The sequence below is a fragment of the Sporosarcina oncorhynchi genome (assembly GCF_033304615.1).
GTDB lineage: Bacteria > Bacillota > Bacilli > Bacillales_A > Planococcaceae > Sporosarcina > Sporosarcina oncorhynchi.
Genome location: NZ_CP129118.1, coordinates 2,363,129 through 2,384,557 on the forward strand (window position 1 = coordinate 2,363,129; position 21,429 = coordinate 2,384,557).

General features: G+C 43.3%; 21 protein-coding genes and 1 tRNA gene. 1 reads left to right on the top strand and 21 read right to left on the bottom strand.

All coding sequences use genetic code 11. From position 1 onward, the window contains the following. Positions 1-299: 299 nt before the first annotated feature. The 13 genes from rnr to clpP form a co-directional block, all read right to left on the bottom strand. Complete coding sequence (gene rnr / locus QWT69_RS11485; RefSeq protein ID WP_317971055.1) at positions 300-2,627, bottom strand: ribonuclease R; 2,328 nt, start codon at positions 2,625-2,627, stop codon at positions 300-302. A gap of 51 nt (positions 2,628-2,678) precedes the next feature. Beyond that, entirely contained in the window at positions 2,679-3,425 is a 747-nt protein-coding gene (locus QWT69_RS11490; protein ID WP_317965808.1) for an alpha/beta hydrolase, read from the bottom strand. A 124-nt stretch (positions 3,426-3,549) separates the two neighbouring features. Continuing rightward, positions 3,550-3,777 (bottom strand): preprotein translocase subunit SecG, encoded by a 228-nt coding sequence (gene secG, locus QWT69_RS11495; RefSeq protein ID WP_191695544.1) that lies wholly within the window; start codon positions 3,775-3,777, stop codon positions 3,550-3,552. Between the two features lie 117 nt (positions 3,778-3,894). Then, positions 3,895-5,190, bottom strand: coding sequence for a phosphopyruvate hydratase (gene eno / locus QWT69_RS11500; RefSeq protein WP_317965813.1), 1,296 nt, complete (start codon positions 5,188-5,190; stop codon positions 3,895-3,897). A gap of 19 nt (positions 5,191-5,209) precedes the next feature. Then, complete coding sequence (gene gpmI, locus QWT69_RS11505; protein WP_317965815.1) at positions 5,210-6,736, bottom strand: 2,3-bisphosphoglycerate-independent phosphoglycerate mutase; 1,527 nt, start codon at positions 6,734-6,736, stop codon at positions 5,210-5,212. Further along, positions 6,729-7,490, bottom strand: a complete 762-nt coding sequence (gene tpiA, locus QWT69_RS11510) for a triose-phosphate isomerase (protein ID WP_317965817.1) — start codon at positions 7,488-7,490, stop codon at positions 6,729-6,731. The genes gpmI and tpiA overlap by 8 nt, the downstream gene beginning before the upstream one ends. Positions 7,491-7,504: 14 nt before the next feature. Beyond that, entirely contained in the window at positions 7,505-8,689 is a 1,185-nt protein-coding gene (locus QWT69_RS11515; protein WP_317965819.1) for a phosphoglycerate kinase, read from the bottom strand. Between the two features lie 177 nt (positions 8,690-8,866). Next, positions 8,867-9,874: a type I glyceraldehyde-3-phosphate dehydrogenase gene (gene gap / locus QWT69_RS11520; RefSeq protein ID WP_317965821.1), complete on the bottom strand. Its 1,008-nt coding sequence runs from the start codon at positions 9,872-9,874 to the stop codon at positions 8,867-8,869. An 18-nt stretch (positions 9,875-9,892) separates the two neighbouring features. Beyond that, positions 9,893-10,930, bottom strand: coding sequence for a sugar-binding transcriptional regulator (locus QWT69_RS11525; protein ID WP_317965823.1), 1,038 nt, complete (start codon positions 10,928-10,930; stop codon positions 9,893-9,895). A 131-nt stretch (positions 10,931-11,061) separates the two neighbouring features. Further along, the gene (locus QWT69_RS11530) at positions 11,062-11,232 is read right to left on the bottom strand and encodes a thioredoxin domain-containing protein (protein WP_317965825.1); all 171 of its coding nucleotides are present in this window, start codon (positions 11,230-11,232) and stop codon (positions 11,062-11,064) included. A gap of 433 nt (positions 11,233-11,665) precedes the next feature. Further along, positions 11,666-12,490, bottom strand: a complete 825-nt coding sequence (locus QWT69_RS11535) for a TPM domain-containing protein (protein ID WP_317965827.1) — start codon at positions 12,488-12,490, stop codon at positions 11,666-11,668. Next, on the bottom strand, positions 12,487-13,065 hold the full coding sequence (locus QWT69_RS11540; RefSeq protein WP_317965829.1) for a LemA family protein: 579 nt from the start codon (positions 13,063-13,065) through the stop codon (positions 12,487-12,489). Before QWT69_RS11540 ends, QWT69_RS11535 begins: the two co-directional genes overlap by 4 nt. Positions 13,066-13,227: 162 nt before the next feature. Next, positions 13,228-13,833 carry an ATP-dependent Clp endopeptidase proteolytic subunit ClpP gene (gene clpP / locus QWT69_RS11545; RefSeq protein WP_317965831.1) on the bottom strand — a complete coding sequence of 202 codons (606 nt, stop codon included), beginning with the start codon at positions 13,831-13,833 and terminating at the stop codon, positions 13,228-13,230. A 306-nt stretch (positions 13,834-14,139) separates the two neighbouring features. On the opposite strand from clpP, the gene QWT69_RS11550 reads away from it, so the two are divergent. Continuing rightward, positions 14,140-14,211: transfer RNA gene (locus tag QWT69_RS11550), tRNA-Arg, on the top strand. A gap of 121 nt (positions 14,212-14,332) precedes the next feature. Here the strand turns inward: QWT69_RS11550 and QWT69_RS11555 are convergent. The 8 genes from QWT69_RS11555 to QWT69_RS11590 all read right to left on the bottom strand — a co-directional run bounded on the left by QWT69_RS11555 (position 14,333) and on the right by QWT69_RS11590 (position 21,362). Then, positions 14,333-14,590 (bottom strand): HPr family phosphocarrier protein, encoded by a 258-nt coding sequence (locus QWT69_RS11555; RefSeq protein ID WP_317965833.1) that lies wholly within the window; start codon positions 14,588-14,590, stop codon positions 14,333-14,335. 32 nt (positions 14,591-14,622) lie between these two features. Next, the gene (gene whiA, locus QWT69_RS11560; protein WP_317965835.1) at positions 14,623-15,570 is read right to left on the bottom strand and encodes a DNA-binding protein WhiA; all 948 of its coding nucleotides are present in this window, start codon (positions 15,568-15,570) and stop codon (positions 14,623-14,625) included. 33 nt (positions 15,571-15,603) lie between these two features. Beyond that, positions 15,604-16,581, bottom strand: a complete 978-nt coding sequence (locus QWT69_RS11565; RefSeq protein ID WP_317965837.1) for a gluconeogenesis factor YvcK family protein — start codon at positions 16,579-16,581, stop codon at positions 15,604-15,606. Between the two features lie 4 nt (positions 16,582-16,585). Further along, complete coding sequence (gene rapZ, locus QWT69_RS11570) at positions 16,586-17,473, bottom strand: RNase adapter RapZ (RefSeq protein ID WP_317965839.1); 888 nt, start codon at positions 17,471-17,473, stop codon at positions 16,586-16,588. Beyond that, a complete protein-coding gene (locus QWT69_RS11575; RefSeq protein ID WP_317965841.1) occupies positions 17,473-17,955 on the bottom strand; it encodes an NUDIX hydrolase in 483 nt (160 codons plus the stop codon). Before QWT69_RS11575 ends, rapZ begins: the two co-directional genes overlap by 1 nt. Positions 17,956-18,241: 286 nt before the next feature. Next, positions 18,242-18,493, bottom strand: coding sequence for a hypothetical protein (locus QWT69_RS11580; RefSeq protein WP_317965843.1), 252 nt, complete (start codon positions 18,491-18,493; stop codon positions 18,242-18,244). A gap of 284 nt (positions 18,494-18,777) precedes the next feature. Continuing rightward, positions 18,778-19,734 carry a thioredoxin-disulfide reductase gene (trxB, locus tag QWT69_RS11585; protein ID WP_317965845.1) on the bottom strand — a complete coding sequence of 319 codons (957 nt, stop codon included), beginning with the start codon at positions 19,732-19,734 and terminating at the stop codon, positions 18,778-18,780. 104 nt (positions 19,735-19,838) lie between these two features. Then, the gene (locus tag QWT69_RS11590) at positions 19,839-21,362 is read right to left on the bottom strand and encodes a tetratricopeptide repeat protein (RefSeq protein WP_317965847.1); all 1,524 of its coding nucleotides are present in this window, start codon (positions 21,360-21,362) and stop codon (positions 19,839-19,841) included. Positions 21,363-21,429: the final 67 nt, after the last annotated feature.

Below are 21,429 nucleotides of genomic sequence, written 5' to 3' on the forward strand. Positions count from 1 at the left end.
CCCCTCTACAAACACATTACATTTATTAAGTTGTTGTGTGATATATAGCATACTACAATTATTTATTTGCCTATCTTTAAAAAATAGCAAACTAGATGATTGTAGTGAAGGGCAGCGACTCCTGGGGGATGAGCGTGACAGGTAAGACCCTTCAGTGATGCCTTAATTTCTGTAAAGAACACAGAAATACGGCAAAGCGAACTCTTCGTTGTTCGCTTGGCTTACCGCACGCCCCCCGGAAAGCGTCCGCCCGAAACGTAAATCATCGGGTTAGCTTGCTATGTTACTTATTCGTTATTTTACTTCCTCTTTCTCGGAACCTGTTTTTTCTTCTTCTTTTTAGGTTTCGCGACATCTTCATAAAACTTCCTCTTGGGTTTACCCGATCCAGGCTTCTTATCCGACTTAGGCTTCGAAGAACCTGATGAAGAACGGTCTCCGCCTTTTTTCGCATGGATGACTTTTGGTGTCTCCTTGCGCGCTCTATGGAAGGACTGTTTCATCCCCGCAATTTCAAAGTCGATCGCAGATTCCTCAGGTTTGACGGAAACGACGCGAATCGTCACTTCATCCCCAATTCTGAACTGCTTGCCTGTGTGCTCACCAATCATCATCATTTGACGATCGTCAAAACGATAATAATCATCATTCATATAACTGACATGCACAAGGCCTTCGACGGTGTTTTCGAGTTCAATAAACATCCCGAAGTTCGTAACGGAAGAAATGACACCATCGAATTCTTCACCGATCTTATCAAGCATGAATTGCGCCTTCTTCAGCGCATCCGTATCACGTTCTGCATCGACTGCTCTACGCTCACGCTCAGATGTATGCTGTGCAATTTCAGGCAAATTGGCATTCCAGTGCGCAATCGTCTGAGGAGACACATCTTTCTCGATTAAATACGTGCGGATCAACCGATGGACGATCAAATCCGGGTACCGTCTAATTGGCGATGTGAAATGCGTATAGAAATCAGCTGATAAACCGAAGTGGCCTAGGCTCTCTTCAAAATACTTCGCCTGTTGCATCGAACGTAATAACATTGTAGAAATAACCGTCTCTTCAGGCATGCCTTCAATGGACTCGACAATTTCCTGCAATGCGCGTGGATGCACTTTATTCCCAGCACCTTTGACGACAATACCGAAATTCGTGATGAACTCGAAGAAACGCTGAAGCTTCTCTGCTTTAGGGTCTTCGTGAATACGGTATAGGAATGGCACTTGCAGCCAGTGGAAATGCTCTGCAACCGTTTCGTTCGCTGCCAGCATGAATTCCTCGATCAGACGCTCCGCCTCCGTACGTTCACGGATAACGATATCTGTCGGCCAACCCTTTTCATCAACAAGCACTTTGGATTCTTTGAAATCGAAATCGATTGCTCCGCGGTCAATTCGCTTCTGTCGTAAAATGGACGCAAGCTCCGCCATATTGTTAAGCATCGGAACGATATGTGCATACTTCTCCATCAGCTCTTCATCTTTTTCTGAGATGATTTTATAGACTTCCGTATACGTCATTCGTTCTTTCGACTGAATGACACTTTCAAAAATTTCATGATCAATTGTTTTCCCGTTATGGTCGATTGTCATTGAACACGATAATGTCAAACGGTCAACATGTGGATTCAAGGAACAGATTCCATTTGACAACTTATGAGGAAGCATTGGAATTACACGATCCGTTAAATAAACACTCGTGCCACGGTCATACGCCGCATCGTCAAGAGGCGTATTTTGTTGTACATAATGGCTAACGTCCGCGATATGAACAGATAATGTAAATGTCCCGTCCGCATTTTTTACGAGTCCAATGGCATCGTCCAAGTCTTTCGCATCCGCGCCATCGATCGTGATGACAAGCTCTTCACGCAAGTCGCGGCGTTTAAACAGTTCGTTTTCCTGTACTTCGTCAGGTGTTTTATTCGCCTGATCCATAACTTCTTTCGGGAACTCGACTTCAATTCCATGCTTATGGATGATCGACAGGATATCGACACCCGGGTCGTTTTTATGACCGAGTATTTGAACAACCATTCCAGTAGCTGACTTTAAATCGCTCGGCCATTCAGTGATTTCCACAACCACTTTATGCCCGTCGACTGCGTCAAGCGAGTTTCCTTTGCCGATAAAGATATCCATCGGTAGTTTTTTATCGTCAGGAATAACAAATCCAAATCCTTTATTGTCCTGATACATCCCGACTACTTTCGTCGTTTTACGTTCAACGACGCGGATAATTGAACCTTCCCGACGATCTCCGAATGACCCTTTTGAAACGCGGACGAGAACGATATCTCCATTCATTGCACCGTTCACTTCAGGCGGCGGTATGAATATATCATCCATCCCGTCCGTTTCAGGTGCGACAAATCCAAATCCTTTTGCATGACCGATAAACTTACCACGCATCATATTCATTTTTTCAGGAACACCATAGCGATTCGTGCGCGAACGGATAATATTCCCTTTTTGCTCCAATTGAACGAGCATTTTCACAAGTTCCTTGAACTCCGCAGCCCCTTCGATTCCCATTAACTCTTGGATTTCTTGAACGGTTAGCGGTTTATACGTTTCTTCTCTCATGAAAGCTAATATTCGTGCTTTAAGTTCTTCTTCCATCATGTCCAATTACATCCCTCCATTTCTTATTATCGTCATCTAACTCTATTTTCACACGTTCCAGTCAAGCGATTCAAGAAATTGATATATATCTTCATGAAGTTGCTCTTTTTCAGGACCTAATGTGATGACGTGCCCTGATTCTTCAAACCATTTACTATTTTTTTGTGCAGAATTAGCGTTTTCAAAAATCACATTTGCCGAATTTGGATCGATTACTTCATCTTTACGTGATTGTACGACAAATAATGGCTTCTCAACTTCGCCAAGCTCGTCTCTGACACGATAAATCAAATCACGCAAGTCGCTCAACGAAGGCATCGACTGTCCACGAAGCGCATCCATCTCTTCTTCGATTTGCGCTTCTGATTTTCCTTCAAACTTCTTGTATTCAGCAGCATATTTCAACACGCCTTGATACATAACATCCGTCGTTTTCATCGACATCGGGGCACACATTGTAACAATACCCTTAACTGGCAGTTTAACCCCTACTTTTAAGGAAAATACGCCACCTAACGATAAACCGCCAACTGCAATTTCCTCGTACCCAGCAGCTCGTAATTGTTCATAGCCTGCGACGACATCTTCCCACCACTGATCAGGACCAGTTTCAATCAACTCTTCAGGAGGCACACCATGCCCTCTATAATGTGGTGCAAGTGATGTATAGCCTTTCTTCTCAAGGAACCGTCCAAGCATCCGTACGTCCGCTGACGTTCCTGTAAATCCATGTAACAACAAAACCGCCCGTTTCCCACTCTCAAAAAAGAACGGCCTAGGCTGTGCAATTCTCATTTCTATCTTCCTTTCTACCAAAACATGTACTATGTATGTTATTATTCCCAACAATCAAAGATAAAAAACGCCAGACCATACGGGTGGCCAGGCGTTTGTCATGTATGCAATTAGATCATTCCAATTAAATCTTAACGATGGCAATCGCCAAAACGAAAAATAAAACTGAAAGTACAATTGTCACTCGTTGTAGCACTAAGTCTAACCCACGTGCCTTCTGTTTTCCAAAAAGCTGTTCGGCACCACCGGAGATGGCTCCAGATAGACCCGCACTTTTACCAGATTGCAATAATACAACAACAATTAACGCCAATGATACGATTACTAACAACGTCATAAACAAAGCATGCACTTTGTTCCACCTCCTGAATCGGACATAACTCTGTTTATATTCTATCAAACATTATATATTGTTACAACATGTTTTAAATAATTTGATAACAGCCGGCAACCACCGGCTGTTGTCATCTTACTTCTTCAAGTTGTAAAACGTCTTCTCACCAAGATACACTGCTGTTTCACTTAACTGATCTTCAATGCGAAGAAGTTGATTGTACTTCGCCACGCGATCTGTACGTGAAGGTGCGCCTGTCTTAATCTGGCCAGCGTTCGTTGCTACAGCGATATCTGCAATCGTCGTATCTTCTGATTCACCGGATCGGTGGGAAATGACAGCTGTATAACCAGCACGTTTCGCCATCTCAATCGCATCAAACGTCTCTGTCAACGTACCGATTTGGTTCACTTTGATAAGGATCGAGTTACCGATACCTTCTTCGATTCCACGAGCTAGTTTCTCCGTGTTCGTAACGAACAGATCGTCGCCGACTAATTGAACTTTTTTGCCAAGACGGTCCGTTAACAACTTATGACCTGCCCAGTCGTTTTCATCCAATCCGTCTTCAATTGAAACGATTGGATATTTCGAGCATAGCTCTTCATACCAGTCAACCATCTCTTCAGACGTTTTCGTAATGCCTTCACCAGCTAACGAATAATTTTTCGCATCCTTGTCATAAAACTCAGATGCAGCGACATCCATTGCAAGCAATACTTCTTCGCCTGGCTTGTAACCCGCTTTTTCAATTGCTTCCATAATTGTAGAAAGTGCTTCTTCGTTAGATGCAAGGTTTGGTGCGAAACCGCCTTCATCACCAACTGACGTATTTAACCCTTTGGATTTCAGGACATCTTTCAAGCTATGGAAGATTTCAGCCCCCATGCGTAGTCCATGACGGAATGATTCCGCCCCTACAGGCATGACCATGAATTCCTGGATATCGACGTTGTTATCCGCATGTTCGCCTCCGTTAAGGATGTTCATCATTGGAACTGGCAATTGCTTCGCGTTTACGCCGCCAAGGTATTGATAAAGTGGAAGATCCAAGTAATCTGCTGCTGCGTGTGCAACGGCCATTGACACACCAAGAATGGCGTTTGCGCCAAGCTTCCCTTTATTATTCGTTCCATCTAACTCAATTAGCGCCTTATCAATCACGACTTGATCGAGTACGGAATAGTTTTCAACTACTTCGTCAGCGATCACTTCGTTTACATGATCTACTGCTTTTAGAACACCTTTACCTAAATAGCGGGACTTGTCGCCGTCACGTAATTCAACCGCTTCGTATTCACCTGTAGAAGCACCGGAGGGAACGATTGCCCGTCCAAATGCACCGCTCTCTGTAAACACTTCTACTTCAACTGTAGGATTCCCGCGTGAATCAAGAACTTCTCTTGCTTGAATATGACTAATGATTGGCATAGTAACTATCTCCCTTTAATTAGAATAATGGTGTACCGGACATTTCTTCCGGTTGTTTAATATCTAACAGCTTCAACATCGTTGGTGCAAGATCTGACAAAATGCCGCCTTCGCGTAACACGATATCAGATTTAGTAATGATGACAGGCACTGGATTTGTCGTATGAGCTGTCATCGGCTGTCCTTCAAGGGTTATCACTTCATCGGAATTCCCATGATCCGCCGTAACGATTGCGGTTCCGCCTTTCAGCAACAAAGCATCAATAATTCGGCCTAAGCATGCATCGACCGTTTCGATTGCCTTAATCGTCGGTTCCAACATACCGCTGTGACCGACCATATCCGGATTTGCGAAGTTGAGGATGATGGCGTCTTGCTTCTCTCCCTCAATCTCCGAAAGTAGCGCTTCTGTCACTTCCACCGCACTCATTTCCGGTTTCAAATCGTATGTCGCGACTTTCGGACTGGCAATGAGAATTCTAGTCTCACCTTCGAACTCTTCTTCTCTACCGCCACTCATGAAAAATGTCACATGCGGATACTTTTCGGTTTCCGCAATACGAAGTTGCCGTAGACCATTTTTCGCTAGTACTTCACCAATTGTATTTTCGAGATTATCGGATGTGAATACGACATCAGCTTGTACTTCATCGCTGTAATGTGTAAAGGATACAAACTTCAAATTGTCGAGCTGTTTCGGTCCAGTATGGAAACCGTCAAACTTAGGATCAGTGAATGCGCGTGAGAGCTGAATCGCACGATCGGGTCTGAAGTTGAAGAACACAACAGCATCATCGGTATTTACAGTTGCGACAGGCTCACCGTCTTTCTTGATGATGAACGGCTTTACGAACTCGTCATGGATATCTTCTTCGTAAGACGCAAGCACACCTGCTGTTGCGGTATGGAATCGCTCTCCTATGCCATCTACGATTGCACGGTATGCACTTTCCACACGGTCCCATCTTTTATCCCGGTCCATAGCATAATAGCGACCTGACACCGAAGCAATTTCACCAATACCTACACCTTCAAGTACTTGTTCCGTCCGCTCGATATAGGCTGGAGCGGTTTTCGGTCCTACATCCCGTCCGTCTAGAAACAGATGGATATAAACCTTTTCGACGCCATTCATTTTTGCGAGTCGAAGCAACGCGAACAGATGCTCATAATGACTATGCACACCGCCGTCTGACACTAACCCCATCAGATGGAGAGCTGAACCGTTCCGTTTCACATGATTTATGGCGCCAAGCAATGCGTTATTTGTGAAAAAGTCACCGTCTTTGATGGATTTATTGACGCGTGTCAAACTTTGGTAAACGATACGGCCAGCACCAATATTCAAATGCCCGACTTCCGAATTACCCATTTGGCCTTCCGGCAGCCCAACAGCTTCACCACAAGCAGTTAACGTTGAATGCGGATAATTGTTCCATAAAATATCAAAGTTCGGTGTACTCGCTTGCGCAACCGCATTTCCGAACTTCTCATCCCGTAGTCCGAAACCGTCCAAGATGATCAATGCGACAGGTGCTTCACGCATGGCTTGCAACCTCGATCATTTCCACGAAAGAATTTGCGTCAAGGCTTGCCCCACCAACTAATGCTCCGTCAATATGATCCATCGACAGCAATTCTGCAAGATTGGACGGTTTGACACTTCCACCATATTGAATACGCACGGCAGATGCTGTCTGCTCATCATAGAGCTTGCCGATTTCAGCGCGGATCTCTTTGCAAACTTCATTGGCATCTTCCGCAGTCGCCGTCTTACCTGTGCCGATTGCCCAGACAGGTTCATAGGCGATGATGGCCTGCTTTGCCTGATCAGCATGTACATCTTGAAACGCTTTCTTCACTTGTGTTGCAACCGTCTCGACAGTTTTGCCTTCTTCACGTTGTTCAAGGCTTTCACCTACACAAACGATTGGTGTTAATTGATGCGAAAATGCAGCAAGCACTTTTTTGTTGACGGATTCATCTGTTTCATTGAAATATTGACGTCGTTCAGAATGCCCTAAGATAACAAATGGAATCGAAAGTGCCGCCAGCATTTTCGGGCTCACTTCGCCTGTGAAGGCACCTTCATCCGTGTCATGCATCGTTTGCGCACCGACTTGAAGGGCCGAGCCTTCAGCTAACGTTGCTAACTCAGACAAATAGAGTGATGGCGGACAAATGACTGCTTGGACTTGATCCGTTTCAGGCAGTCTCCCGTTCACTTCCGTCACAAAACTTTTCGCTTCATCCATCGTTTTATACATTTTCCAATTTCCAGCTATGATTCGTTTCCGCAATTGTACCCCTCCTGTCATTTATCCTGCAGTACAGTTACTCCTGGTAACTCTTTGCCTTCCATAAATTCCAAAGAAGCGCCTCCGCCTGTGGACACATGATCCATTTTGTCCGCGACATTGAACTTTTCAACCGCAGCAGCTGAATCGCCTCCACCAATGACGGTATAGCTTTCTGTTTCAGCCATTGCTTCTGCGACTTGTTTCGTACCTGCCGCAAATGGAGCCATTTCAAAAACGCCCATTGGTCCGTTCCAAATGACTAGTTTGGACTCGTTAATGACGTCGGCATAAATTTTTGCTGTTTCCGGTCCGATATCAAGCCCCATCCAACCGTCTTGTATTCCATCAATTTTCACAGTTTGTACGTTTGCTTCTGCGGAAAACGCATCCGCTACGACCGCATCAACCGGCAAATAGAGATTGACGTTCTTCTCTTTCGCTTTTTGGATGAATGACTGTGCCAATTCAATTTTGTCTTCTTCCACTAAGGAGTTGCCTGTTTCATACCCTTGCGCTTTTGTGAATGTATAACTAAGACCGCCGCCGATCAACAGATTGTCGACATTGTCCAATAAGTTATCAATGACACCGATCTTATCCTTCACTTTAGCCCCACCAATAATTGCGGTGAACGGACGATCTGGATCGGATAAAGCTTTCCCAAGGACATCCAGCTCTTTTTCAAGCAGGAAGCCACTGACGCCAGGGATGAATTCCGCAATGCCAGCAGTCGAAGCGTGTGCACGATGTGCGGCACCAAATGCATCGTTGACAAAGACATCCGCAAAATTAGCAAACTTCTTCGCAAGTTCAGTGTCATTTTTCTCTTCTCCTGCATGGAAACGCACATTTTCAAGAAGTACGATATCGCCGTTTTTCATCTCTGCTACTGCGTTTTCAACTTCTTCGCCAATTGATGTATCTAGCTTCTTTACGTCTTTACCAAGAAGTTCCGACAGGCGTTCACCGACGCTCGTCAATCGCAATTCCTCGTTCACTTCACCTTTTGGCCGTCCGAGATGGCTTGCAAGAATCACTTTTGCGCCTTGCTCCACTAAAAATTCAATTGTCGGCACAGCGCCACGGATTCGATTGTCATCTGTCACTTTTCCGTCTTCCATCGGGACGTTGAAATCCACCCGGCAAAAAACGCGTTTTCCCTTTACGTCCATATCTTTGATCGTCTGTTTGGCATTCATGTAAACTGCACACCTCCGAGAATTTAAACGCTATGAATAGCGGATGTATGTCTTTCCTCCATCCGTTTCCCATGCGTATATATCAAAAAAGGAACGGGTTGAACCGTTCCTCCTACCCATTTATCTATTATAAGGTGTCGCCATGGGATTGGCTATGTTTTATATATTTTCAGGTAGTCAGATTCCTTTTTCATTCATATAGAGCGCCAAGTCGATACAACGTGCGGAATAACCTGTTTCATTGTCATACCATGAGATTACTTTCACTAAATTGTCTTCCATTACCATCGTCGATAGACCGTCCACTGTTGAAGATGCTGTATTTCCATTATAGTCTCTTGAAACAAGTGGGATTTCATTATAGAACAGAATATCTTTTAATTCGTTCTCAGAAGCTTCTTTCAACGCACTGTTCACATCTTCTACAGTAACGTCTGTAGAAAGTTCAGCAACGAAATCGACGAGTGAAACGTTTGGCGTTGGTACGCGTACAGCCATCCCATCCAATTTTCCTTTTAACGCAGGAATTACTTTCGTCACTGCCGATGCAGCACCTGTCGTTGTAGGAATCATGGATTCAGCTGCCGCTCTCGCTCTGCGGTAATCGTCATGCGGTAGATCGAGAATGCGCTGGTCATTTGTATACGAATGGATCGTCGTCATCATGCCGCGTTTAACACCAAACTTATCGTTCAACACTTTAACGACAGGCGCGAGACAATTTGTTGTACATGAAGCATTTGAAATAACTTTATCATTTTGTGGGTCGTATTCATTTTCGTTTACACCCATGACAAGTGTTTTTACATCGCCTTTAGCCGGAGAGGACAGAATGACTTTCTTCGCGCCTGCTTCGATATGTTTCATTAACCCTTTTTCATCTCTGAATACGCCTGTTGACTCGATGACCACATCAACATCCAACTCACCCCAAGGGAGTTGAGCAGGGTCTTTTTCAGCATATACTTTAATCTTTTTCCCATTTACAACGAGGTACCCTTCTTCTGATCCAACTTCAGCATCAAACGTTCCGTGTACGGAATCATATTTCAATAAATGTGCTAACATCGCAGAATCTGTCAAATCATTGACCGCTACAATTTCAATATTGTCATGCTTGCTTGCTTCGCGGAATACTACTCTTCCAATACGTCCAAAACCATTAATCGCCATTTTTATAGTCATTTTTATTTCCTCCAATTTTTATGATCGTTCCAATTTTTCAAGCATCGCCAATGCGGCTCCTTCATCTGTCACTAGAATCGTTTGCCCAGGCGCGCTCGCCATATAAGAGAGAATCGCTTTCGCCTTAGCCTTGCCACCTGCTACAGCAAGAATAAGTGGTACTTTTTCTAATTGACTCGTCTGAATGCCGACAGTCGTAATCCTGTGAACAATATCGCCAACTTCATTGAAATAAAATCCGAATGCTTCACCTTTTGCATCACTTTCTTGCAAAAGTCGTTTCACATCTTCTGGTGTTCCCCGCATATCTGCCATGCGGAGTGCGTCCCCGATACCATGGATGACACAATCGGTTTCTTCATACTGTTTGATCATTTCAATCGCAGCTGGCTCGCGTTTGAATACTTCATGTGCTTCTTCACTCAACGATTCGGGATAGTAGAATGTGCTATACGTTCCACCACATGCTTTCGCAAAAGTGGCTGCGATACTATTCGCCTGCAATCCGATATCATTTCCGATTCCACCTCTAGCGGCGATGAAGTGTAGTTCTTCGCCATTAGTAAAAGGCTGTATATAGTTCGGAATCGATGCAACCGAAGTACCGCCAGTGACAGCAACGAGTTTTCCGTCCCCGATTGACGCGGTGAATTGCTTTGCAGCTTCATTTGCCAATAATTCTTTGACGGAATCATTTGTATCGCTATTGCCAGTTACAATTTTCACTTCTCGTATGCCGAGCAGTGTCCTTAACTTACTTTCCATACGATTATGACCGGTCCACTCGTCGATGCTCGGTTGAAGTGAAGCGAGTACGTCTGCCCCATCCCCGGTGATTGTTGTTCCTTCCTTCGCAATACGAATTAAGTTCAACGACCGAAGACTCTCCATCACGTTTCTACATTCCCGTTCCGACATGTCTGCCATTATGCTCAATGGCCGTCTGCCGATTGGACCTGACATTTCAATGAATTTTAAAACCTTAAAACGTTGTTGCAATAGATCCATCATTTCCGGCACAAGCTTTCGTTGTGCCTCGAGTAATTCCGAGTTCAAGGAAAGCCTCTCCTTTAGGTAGGTCGTTTATTGCCCACCTACAAATTTATCGTCCCACCTAGATCAAAAAAATACTATCTATACTACAAGTATATACCACCACTGCGAATTGTTCAAACATTTGAATTGCTTTAAAAAAGTTCAACAAGGTCAATGTAGCCAATTTTACCAAATGCCAGTACTTGTTCATCCTTCTCAATGACAGGAATCATCAGCATATACTTTTCATGAATGTCATCATCCGACTCGATATCAATTGTCGTCCACGTCAACGGGAAATCTTCCTGAACCAGTTTCATCATCAATTCGGCCTCATCACATAATTCGCAGTTCTTCTTCGAATACAATTGGACATGCATCATTGACCACCTCATTACTTTTTCTTCAGTATAAATGAAAAATGACATTCCGTACAATGTATGGAATGTCATTAATTTTCGATTAGTGATTAGTAGAGCTAGTGCTTTAATTCCAAAGTGCTTTTGGAATAAAAACCGGTGCCTTAATTTCTGCAAAGATCGCAGAAATACGGCAAAGCGAGTTCTTCGTAACAAAAACGGTGCCTTAATTTCTGCAAAGGTCGCAGAAATACGGCAAAGCGAGTTCTTCGTAACTCGCTTCGCTACGACCGGCAGGCTCTCGGGTCGCTTCAGGATGGAAGAAAAGGCAAAGGGCGCCTTTTTTTCCTTCCTTCCAGCGCCTGTCGAGCCTTAACGCCGGTCTCCGCTTTAGTGATTACCAACTCCGGCCTGCTCCGCCGCCTCCGCCGGATCCACCGCCGCCGCTGAAGCCTCCGCCTCCGGAACCACCGCCAAAGCCGCCTCCGCCTCCGAAACCGCCACCTCCACCGAATGAGCCTGGGAAGAAGATTGGACCGCTTCTTCTGCGTCCGCCTGGTCCACCGCCACCCCCGCCTCGTAATACACGGAAGATGATGTAGATGATAAGGAAAAGGATGATAGGAGAAGGAAGGCCAAAGCCTGATCCCCCACCTTCGTTGGCAAGTGTATGGACTTCAGCCACTTCGCCGTCCCACCCATATTCAGCAGCAATTTCGTTGTAATAAGATTTATAGGCTTCCATAATTGCCATGTCCGGTCTTTCTACACCAGGTTTCAAATAAGGTATCGCAACTTCATCTAATATCCGGCCTACTTTACCATCCGGTAATGCACCTTCAAGTCCATAACCGACCTCAAGTCTAAAATGACGGTTATCGTCTGAATTAGGAATCGTCGTGACGACTAATAGAGCACCATTATCCTCTTCAGATTTGCCTAGTTTGTATTCTCTCAACGCCTTTATCGCGAAATCCTCTATCGGGTCGTCGCCGATACTCGGCAATGTAAGCACGGCGAGCTCAGCGCCAGTCGCTTCATTCAACTGCTTACCGAGCCTGTTCAACTCTGCCGTCTGTTCAGCGGACAAGATGCCTGCATGATCCTGTATATAATAATCTGAAGGGTTCCATCGCGGGACGTCAGCTGCGAACGCCACATGCGTTGTCATGGCCAGGATCAAACATAGTGCAGTCGCAAAGCCTAATGCCTTACGGATCAATCGCTGTTATCTCCGAAATCGACTTCAGGTGCTTCGTTCGCAGCTACATCAGCTTTAAAATATTCTTTCTTATCAAATCCGAACATCGACGCGACAATCTTGCCGGGAAAACGCTTGATCTGTCGGTTATAATCGGCTACTACATCGTTATAATCTTTACGGGCCACACTAATACGATTTTCTGTACCGGCCAGTTCATCCATCAATTGTGCAAAGTTCTGATTTGCTTTCAAATCAGGATAGTTTTCTACGACAACTAATAATCTGCCCAATGCATTCGAAAGCTCACCGTCTGCCGCAGCTTGTTCTTCCGGTCCACGTGCTCCTGAAAGTTTCGCGCGCGCATCTGAAATGTCTTTAATGACTTCTTTTTCATGACTTGCATACCCTTTTACAGTATTGACCAAGTTCGGAATCAGATCGATTCTGCGTTGAAGTTGCGTTTCAACTTGCGCATACGACTGGTCTACATTCTCTTCCAGATTGACAAACTTGTTATACTTCGGCACGAGCATGACGCCGAGCACGACTAAAATAACGACGATGATTGCTATAGGTCCCAATACTTTTTTCATCCATCTCACTCCCTAATTCACTTTAGTTGGCAATACCCTTTTTAATAGACCGCCTAAACTTCTTGCTATATAGGTTACGTATGACAGCGGAAAAGGATTCATTCCATTATTTATCGAGACGAAAAAACCGGCTCCAAAGTTAGGGGCCGGTTTAAAAGTGTTTTATTTTTCAATGTCTTTTTTCATGTCGCTGCGTGTGATGATATGGTCAATTAAACCATACTCCTTCGCACGTTCAGCAGTCATGAAGTTATCACGGTCTGTATCTTTTGCAATGACATCGATTGTCTGACCAGTACGCTCCGCCAAAATTCCGTTCAATTTCTCACGAAGGAAGAGGATGCGTTTTGCAGCAATTTCAATTTCAGTTGCTTGCCCTTGTGCTCCACCAAGTGGTTGGTGAATCATTACTTCTGCGTTAGGCAATGCGTAACGTTTACCTTTCGTTCCAGCAGTCAATAGGAATGAGCCCATTGATGCAGCCATACCAATACAAATCGTCTGGATATCAGGTTTGATGAACTGCATCGTATCATAGATTGCCATACCGGCTGTAATGCTGCCGCCCGGGCTGTTAATATAGATGGATACGTCTTTTTCAGGATCTTCAGCTTCCAGGAATAGCAACTGTGCTACGATAGAGTTTGCAACGTTATCATCAATAGCGCTACCAAGCATGATAATACGGTCTTTCAATAAACGGGAATAGATATCATATGCACGCTCTCCCCGTGTTGTCTGTTCAATAACTGTAGGTATTAGGTTCATGTTATTTCCTCCTTTTGGATGGATCGAATTTAGACTACTGTTGAAACCCTCTGTTCCAACTGTACTTCTATCATACATACTATGGTCAATAAAGGTCAAATATAACGCTTTACAATAGATTGTTTTGCTAGTAAGAGAAAACGGTATCACTTATACACAATATGATAAGAGACTTCCAAAAAACTTGTATACCCGTTTTCGTTGTCTATCATTCAGGATTCTTCAGCAAAAAGTAAATATGTCTTGCTTTCATGTCGACCAGTTTGTATAATTGAGTTTGTCTGTTGCATAGAGCAACAATAATCCGTCCTCGTGGTGCAATGGATAGCACGTGAGCCTCCGAAGCTCAAAATGTGGGTTCGACTCCCGCCGAGGGCATATCCGTATACAAAAAGAAGCTTGTAATCATGGAACGTTCATGGTTACAGCTTTTTTTTTATGTAAACGTCTGAATAAGCGTTTAAGCCGTTCCATTTTGTTGAAACGGCGAATTCACTTATCAGTTTTCCTTTTCCACAAGCAATGTGAGCGTATCGATTGCCTGGTCTTCGTCGATGCCTTCAGCGATCAACGTCACATCTGTGCCTCTTGCAATTGCCAAACTCATAACACCCATGATGCTTTTCGCATTCACTTGGCGATCCTCTTTCTTAATAAAAACATCCGCACTGAATTTATTCGCTTCTTGAACAAATAGTGCAGCTTGTCTAGCTTGTAAACCTGTTTTCATTTTTACTTCAACTGTTTTTTCCGCCATATACCCTAGTCCCCTTTCTCTTCTCGCCAGATTTATCGGCTGGCAATTCCTCCGACGCGAAGATTATCTGCAATCTCCTCGATTTTTCGTAATCGGTGATTCACACCTGATTTGCTAACTGTACCACCCGTTACCATTTCACCAAGTTCTTTTAATGTGACATCTTGATAGGTAATACGTAAATGCGCAATTTCTTGTAAGCGGTCCGGGAGTTGATCTAGACCAATTGTATTTTGGATGAACTTTATATTTTCAACTTGGCGTTGTGCAGCTCCAATGGTTTTATTCATATTAGCCGTTTCACAATTCACCAAACGGTTTACACTATTTCGCATATCACGCAAAATCCGTACGTCTTCAAATTTCATCAATGAAACATGCGCACCGATAATTCCAAGGAAATCCGAAATCTTCTCGGCTTCTTTTAAATAAGCAATATACCCTTTTTTCCGTTCAATCGATTTCCCGTTCAATTGGTAACGATTCATCAATTCCACAAGCGCTTCGCTATGTTCTTTATAAACTGAGAATACTTCCAAATGATAGGATGATGTCTCCGGATTGTTAACCGAACCCCCCGCAAGGAATGCGCCTCTCAAATAAGAACGTTGACAACATTTCTTTTTTACGAGTTCAGGCACAATTTCATTTTTGAATTGGAATGTGCCTGTGAGGATATAGAGATCCTCAAGTAACTGTTTCGCACCATCACGGATACGGCATATGTAGACATTGTTTTTCTTGAGCCTCATTTTCTTACGTACGAGCAATTCGACTTTAAATGGGTACAAACGTTTAATATTGGAGTAAAGTCTTCTTGCAATTGCTGCGTTTTCCGTCTGCACATCCAAACTTAACTGTTTGTTGGAAAACGATAATGCGCCATTCATTCGGATAAAAGCCGCAATTTCCGCTTTTACACAACAATCATTTGACTCGAATTGTGTCAGTTCCTTTTTTACTTCTGATGCAAAAGACATGACTTTCCCCCTCTCTCTCGGCGATGATCAAGTCTACTCGCTACTGATTGCACTTTCCATATAGTCCATAATCCAAGCCGCTACCTTTTCTGCATCATGTACGATACGACCTTCCGAGATGGTCGAGATGTCTTTTAACACAACATTCGGCACAAGCAGATTCAGTGCTTCGATATCATTTTCTACAGGAATTTGCGGTTCAATCGCTTCACTATCTTGATATAAAGATTTAAAATCAGTTACATTCAACAGAATTGTATCCAGGAATTCGCTCCCTGCATGGTCATATAAAGCATTGACATGTTCGGAAGCTGTATACTGAGATGTCTCTCCAGCTTGCATCGTCAGATTACTAATATACACTTTACGCGCATTACACGCGAGAACAGCGTCTTTAATCGCTCTAACAAGTATCGTAGGTAATATGCTCGTATACAAGCTGCCAGGTCCAAAGATAATCAAATCCGCTTCCTTAATCGCTTTTACCGTTTCAGGCAACGGTTCGACTTCTTGGGGAGAAACATATACTTTCCGAATTTTACGTCCATATACAGGTATTTTTGACTCGCCGGTTACAATTGTGCCATCATCCAGCTCGGCATGCAAGGTGATTCTTTGGTTTGCTGCAGGCAATACGTTTCCTTTGATGTTTAATATTTGGCCCATCTTCTGAATCGCACCCGCAAAATCCCCTGTAATGTCCGTCAACGCTGCCAACATAAGATTTCCGAGTGAGTGACCTTTTAAGTCATCCGAAGTCGCAAATCGGTATTGGAACATTTTCTCAATAAGCGGTTCCACATCTGAAAGCGCTGCCATGACTTGTCTTATATCTCCAGGTGGCGGAATATTGTATTGATCTAATAACCTACCGGAACTTCCTCCGTCATCCGCAACTGTGACAATTGCAGTCAGATCGACATCATACGATTTCAATCCACGAAGCAATGTGGACAATCCGGTTCCGCCTCCAAAGACGACTATTTTTCTATTGCTACCGGATTGCAACATAGCATCAGCCCTTCCTCTTGTCCAGATCACGATGTGTGATGATGGTCTTGTATTCTTCTTTGAAACGAGCTCCGAAAAACTCCGCTAACGTAACGGAACGGTGTTGACCGCCTGTACAGCCGAACGCGATTACAACTTGGGATTTGCCTTCATTCTTATATTGCGGAATTAGGAACTTGAACAGATCCGTAAGCTTTTCGATGAGCATTTGGGTATCGTTCCATTTCAACACGTATTCATATACATCTTTGTCCAGCCCTGTCTTCGGTTTTAGCTCGTCAATATAAAAAGGGTTGGGTAGAAAGCGCACATCGAAAACGACGTCAGCATCTATTGGCATGCCATGCTTAAAGCCGAACGATATGAAATTCAGTGTAAAGGCAGTATCTTCTTTGGAAGAAAATGTGGACATGATTTTTTCACGCAATGCCCGTGGTTTCAATTCTGATGTATTGTAAATGGATCTGGCACGTCCTCTTAGCTCTGACAGTAGCGTTCTTTCCTTACGTATGCCCGTAAGAGGCAGACCACCTTCTGCAAGCGGATGTGAACGCCTGGATTCTTTATAACGTCTGACAAGTGTTTCATCATCCGCTTCAAGGAATAGCAGTTTCGTCGAAACCCCGTCCATCTTCATCATATCGTCCAAAGCGCCTATCAAGGAGTCAAATAGATCGCCGCCTCGCGTATCCATCACCGCGGCTATTCTTCTCATTTTGTTCTCCGATTTCATCATCAAATCCAAAAATGTAACTAACAGTTCAGGTGGTAAATTGTCGATGCAATAAAACCCGAGATCCTCGAAGCTTTGCATAGCAACCGTTTTTCCTGCTCCTGACATTCCTGTTATGATGACTAGTTCTACATCACTGTTCGGCAATTTGTTATCCATTAGTTTAAATCACCTTCCATTGAATTTTGCAAACGCTCCTCCAATAGTTCAAACTCTTCTGTATAATAGAATGTACCATATTGTATGCCGGATTGGGAGACTGCATATAACAAATTCGATCGATCACCTTCCGCCATCGGCAGGGTTTTCAAGCTTTCTACGGGATGCCATTCTAGCAAACCTTCCCGATTGGATTCATACGGCGTTCCCAATAGATCTTTGGCGATGAATGTATAGAGCATCCATTCATTGAGCAGTTCTTTCGTATGGGGATCAATGATCATCATCGTGTAAATGCCTTTTACTTGAGGACCTACAGCTATAGCGCCCGTCTCTTCTTCAAATTCACGGACCGCCGCTTCATAAATTGATTCACCAGAATCCATTTTTCCACCGGGTGCAACATACCAGTCTCTTCGCGGTTTTTTCAATAAAAGGACCTGATTGTCTTTCATGACAAGTAAATTCGCGATTCTTTGCATGGGGATTCCTCTTTCTTTTTTAGAACGTATAGTATCATTATACAATGTTTGTGAAGTAAACGACAAAAAAAGAAGACCACCTGCCGGTTATTTGGCAGATCGTCTTTAAAACATGCTATATCAAAAGGGGGGTCAATTGATGCTTTTACTATAACCTTATTGTATTGCATAAAGGTTACAACAATATTAAGGTTGTGTTAACTTTACCATTTCTTCTACTTTTATGGTTTCACTATCTTCTTTCCATCGTTCGAAAAATCGCCCCTCATTCACCGTTTTCAGTTTATCAAGATTGATTATTTTCGGATTTCTGTTGAAGATTATTATAATACTTAATACTTGTCAAAGCACCTTCATCTACCATTTCAGAATCATCTATATCCGTTGGTTTACCTAGGTTTTTTACATAACCTTTATTCAAATTGTTTACAACTTTGTTCAGTTGTCCCTTTACCTTCTTTCTATTTTCGCTTTTTGATAGATATACGGATCCTGCTACGACTCCCGCTGCTCCAACTGCTTTTATAAATTTCCCCATTCCATTCAACTTCCTTTCAGTATTATCTGTTCTTCACTATTCCCTCACCTATTATTTTGAAACTTTACCCCCAACTCTTTGACCTTGCATGTTCACTGACTCGTTTCGTTTTCGAATAGACTAGACTAGTATATTCCAATTTCAATCTGCTGGAATACAAACTAGAGATTCAACTTCGTTTGTATGTGTAAAGTGTAATGTTATTAAACTTATCGCAATTGACGTTTGATTCTAACAACTATTTTTTGTAAAAAAAGAATGGCCAAGGCCACTCTTTTTCGCTTTTATACTTCTGCAGCCAATTTCTCTGCAAGTTCTTCGATATATTTCTGGGAAGCTTGTGCTGCGATACTACCATCGCCTGTTGCTGTAACAATCTGACGAAGCAATTTCTGGCGAACGTCACCTGCAGCATAAATACCAGGTACTGTTGTTTCCATGTCTTCGTTCGTCAGGATGTATCCATTTTCGTCCAAAATGCCGAGTTTTTCGAATGGAGCCGTTAATGGATCCATTCCAATATAAACGAACATTCCTTCCGTCTCCATAACCTTCTCTGTTCCATCCACAGTTGATACGAGTGTAACAGAACCGATTTTACCGTCTTTATCATTCACTTGTTTAACAGTCGAATTCCAGATGAAATCGATTTTGTCGTTCGCGAACGCGCGGTCTTGAAGGATTTTCTGTGCACGGAGCTCATCACGTCTGTGAATGATTGTGACTTTATCTGCAAAACGCGTCAAGTACGAGCCTTCTTCAACAGCTGAGTCTCCACCACCGATGACGACGATTTCTTTGTTTTTAAAGAATGCACCGTCACAAACTGCACAATAGCTCACGCCGCGTCCAGTCAGTTCTTTTTCGCCCGGAACGTCCATTTTTCTATATTCCGCACCTGTCGTGATAATGATTGCGCGTGCTTTATATTCTTTTTTTCCAGCGATAATTGTTTTATAGGCTTCGCCATCAATGACATCGGTAACGTCACCGTATGCATATTCAGCTCCGAACAGTTTTGCATGATCATACATCTTCTTAGATAGATCTGGTCCTAGAATCGTTTCAAATCCAGGATAGTTTTCGACCTCTTCCGTATTGGCCATTTGTCCGCCGGGAATCCCTCGTTCCAACATTAACGTTGAAAGATTCGCTCTTGATGTGTAAACTGCAGCAGTCAATCCCGCAGGCCCAGCACCTATAATAATGACATCATATATTTTTTCTGTCTCAGTTGTCATTGCAATTCCTCCTCCACTACACTTCTTATACTACTGTATAAATCGTATAAGATTTTAAGCTGCCAATCAATCTTTCTGCCTGTATGAGTGGTTTCCCTAGTCAATTAAGCATTGAAATGTGGCAGAAATTCAATCAATTCACTGACATATTTCGTCAATGTAGGGACGGATATGCCATAAGTTTCAGCAACTGCCTTCTTTGTGACACCTTTGTAACGGGAAGATTGGAACATATAATCCGTCGCTGCAGCCAATGCAGCTGGATTGCGAAACGGATAGGATCGGAGCAATGCCATTTCGCAAAGCGTAAACCACATTTGAAACAAATGCGTACCTTGTTTATTTAATGGTTTATAATTGTCATAGATTAAATCTGTTGTTTCCACAGCCCGCATAAATGAGTGATCGAATTCATTCTCAACTTTAAAATCATAGTTGAGGCTCTGCGCCAGGAAAAGTTGCTCAATGACGCTCAGCTTATCGATGTCGATAAGTGTAGGATGTGAAATGATTTCCTGCTTATGCGCAGACTTCCCTAACAAATAAAAACCGAGTAACCGTTCACTGCGGTACTTATTTGTGATTTTGCTCAACAAAAAATCTCTGTCTTGTTCGTAAGACTCCAACTTACTTGATGCATCCACGTTCTTCCATGGTTCAAGGCCTTCTTTGCTCGGATCGAGTTCGACTAGCCTTTTATATGATTCTTTCGCGACCGTTTCGTTGCCAGAGAAATAAGCAGAATGAGCGAGCCAGAAATAATAGCCCGCATCGCCTTCAAAACCTCTTCGCTGTAAGCTTCGCAACCAGCCGTATGCTTCTTTATGCTTGCCGACCAAAGCGAATGTTGCACCGAGTTTGTAGCGGTGCACGAATTGATAAGGCTTGATTTTCAAAAGAAGTTCGAGCATTTCTTCCAGCTCGTCCTTCTCCTTTTCATAGTAATAAAAGACGGCAAGATTGCACAACGCATGGATATTCCCTTTGTTCTTATCCAGTACGTCGTAGAGCAGTTCCTTTGCCGGATTAATTTTGCCAACATAGAAATAGGCCAGCGCGAGATTATTATAAGCAGCCCAGAAGTCTGGATAATCGACGATAATCGCTTCAAGAATTTCTATCGCTTCCTCGAAATCCCCTGACTCCATAAGTCTACGCGCTTTCTCCTGAAGAAAATACACTTCACTGTCCGGCATTTCATCATCTTGGAAAAATGCTTCTTCCTGTTCAGCAAAATCGATAATTTCCATCGAATCATCCGCTAACGGGCCATCTGGTGCCAATGATATATACTTTTCAGCATAGATTTTCGCATCTCTAAGAAGACCCAGATGTGCATGTACTTCAGCTAGATAGAAGATGATGTCCTCTTGGGCAGGATCTAGGCCATGTGCAGCGGAAAGGATTTCATATGCTTCCTCGAACATACCCTCTTCCATTATAAGAATGCCGTATTGCATAAGGATGAGTGGGTCGTTTGGACTTAGTTCAACCGCCCTCTGCAAGTATTTATGCGCCTCATCTAAGCGTTCCCTTTGCATCGCTTTAAGACCTTTTTGATAATAGAATTCACCGTCAGGAATAAATGAAATTATTTTCTTATCTATGTTTTTATGCTTTTTGTCCAATCAAATTCCTCCGAAAAAATTAGAAGGAACGTTTAAACGTCCCTTCCGTTAGTTATTTTCATTATAG

Bases quoted from the DNA above. Each gene is read 5' to 3' on its own strand.
- gap (WP_317965821.1), bottom strand. From the start codon at position 9,874: ATGACTATAAAAATGGCGATTAATGGTTTTGGACGTATTGGAAGAGTA.
- rnr (WP_317971055.1), bottom strand. From the start codon at position 2,627: ATGGAAGAAGAACTTAAAGCACGAATATTAGCTTTCATGAGAGAAGAA.
- whiA (WP_317965835.1), bottom strand. From the start codon at position 15,570: ATGTCTTTTGCATCAGAAGTAAAAAAGGAACTGACACAATTCGAGTCA.
- eno (WP_317965813.1), bottom strand. From the start codon at position 5,190: ATGCCAATCATTAGTCATATTCAAGCAAGAGAAGTTCTTGATTCACGC.
- QWT69_RS11540 (WP_317965829.1), bottom strand. From the start codon at position 13,065: ATGAAAAAAGTATTGGGACCTATAGCAATCATCGTCGTTATTTTAGTC.
- QWT69_RS11490 (WP_317965808.1), bottom strand. From the start codon at position 3,425: ATGAGAATTGCACAGCCTAGGCCGTTCTTTTTTGAGAGTGGGAAACGG.
- QWT69_RS11555 (WP_317965833.1), bottom strand. From the start codon at position 14,590: ATGGCGGAAAAAACAGTTGAAGTAAAAATGAAAACAGGTTTACAAGCT.
- rapZ (WP_317965839.1), bottom strand. From the start codon at position 17,473: ATGGATAACAAATTGCCGAACAGTGATGTAGAACTAGTCATCATAACA.
- QWT69_RS11580 (WP_317965843.1), bottom strand. From the start codon at position 18,493: ATGGGGAAATTTATAAAAGCAGTTGGAGCAGCGGGAGTCGTAGCAGGA.
- clpP (WP_317965831.1), bottom strand. From the start codon at position 13,833: ATGAACCTAATACCTACAGTTATTGAACAGACAACACGGGGAGAGCGT.
- trxB (WP_317965845.1), bottom strand. From the start codon at position 19,734: ATGACAACTGAGACAGAAAAAATATATGATGTCATTATTATAGGTGCT.
- QWT69_RS11530 (WP_317965825.1), bottom strand. From the start codon at position 11,232: ATGATGAAACTGGTTCAGGAAGATTTCCCGTTGACGTGGACGACAATT.
- QWT69_RS11575 (WP_317965841.1), bottom strand. From the start codon at position 17,955: ATGCAAAGAATCGCGAATTTACTTGTCATGAAAGACAATCAGGTCCTT.
- QWT69_RS11565 (WP_317965837.1), bottom strand. From the start codon at position 16,581: ATGTTGCAATCCGGTAGCAATAGAAAAATAGTCGTCTTTGGAGGCGGA.
- QWT69_RS11515 (WP_317965819.1), bottom strand. From the start codon at position 8,689: ATGAATGCCAAACAGACGATCAAAGATATGGACGTAAAGGGAAAACGC.
- gpmI (WP_317965815.1), bottom strand. From the start codon at position 6,736: ATGCGTGAAGCACCTGTCGCATTGATCATCTTGGACGGTTTCGGACTA.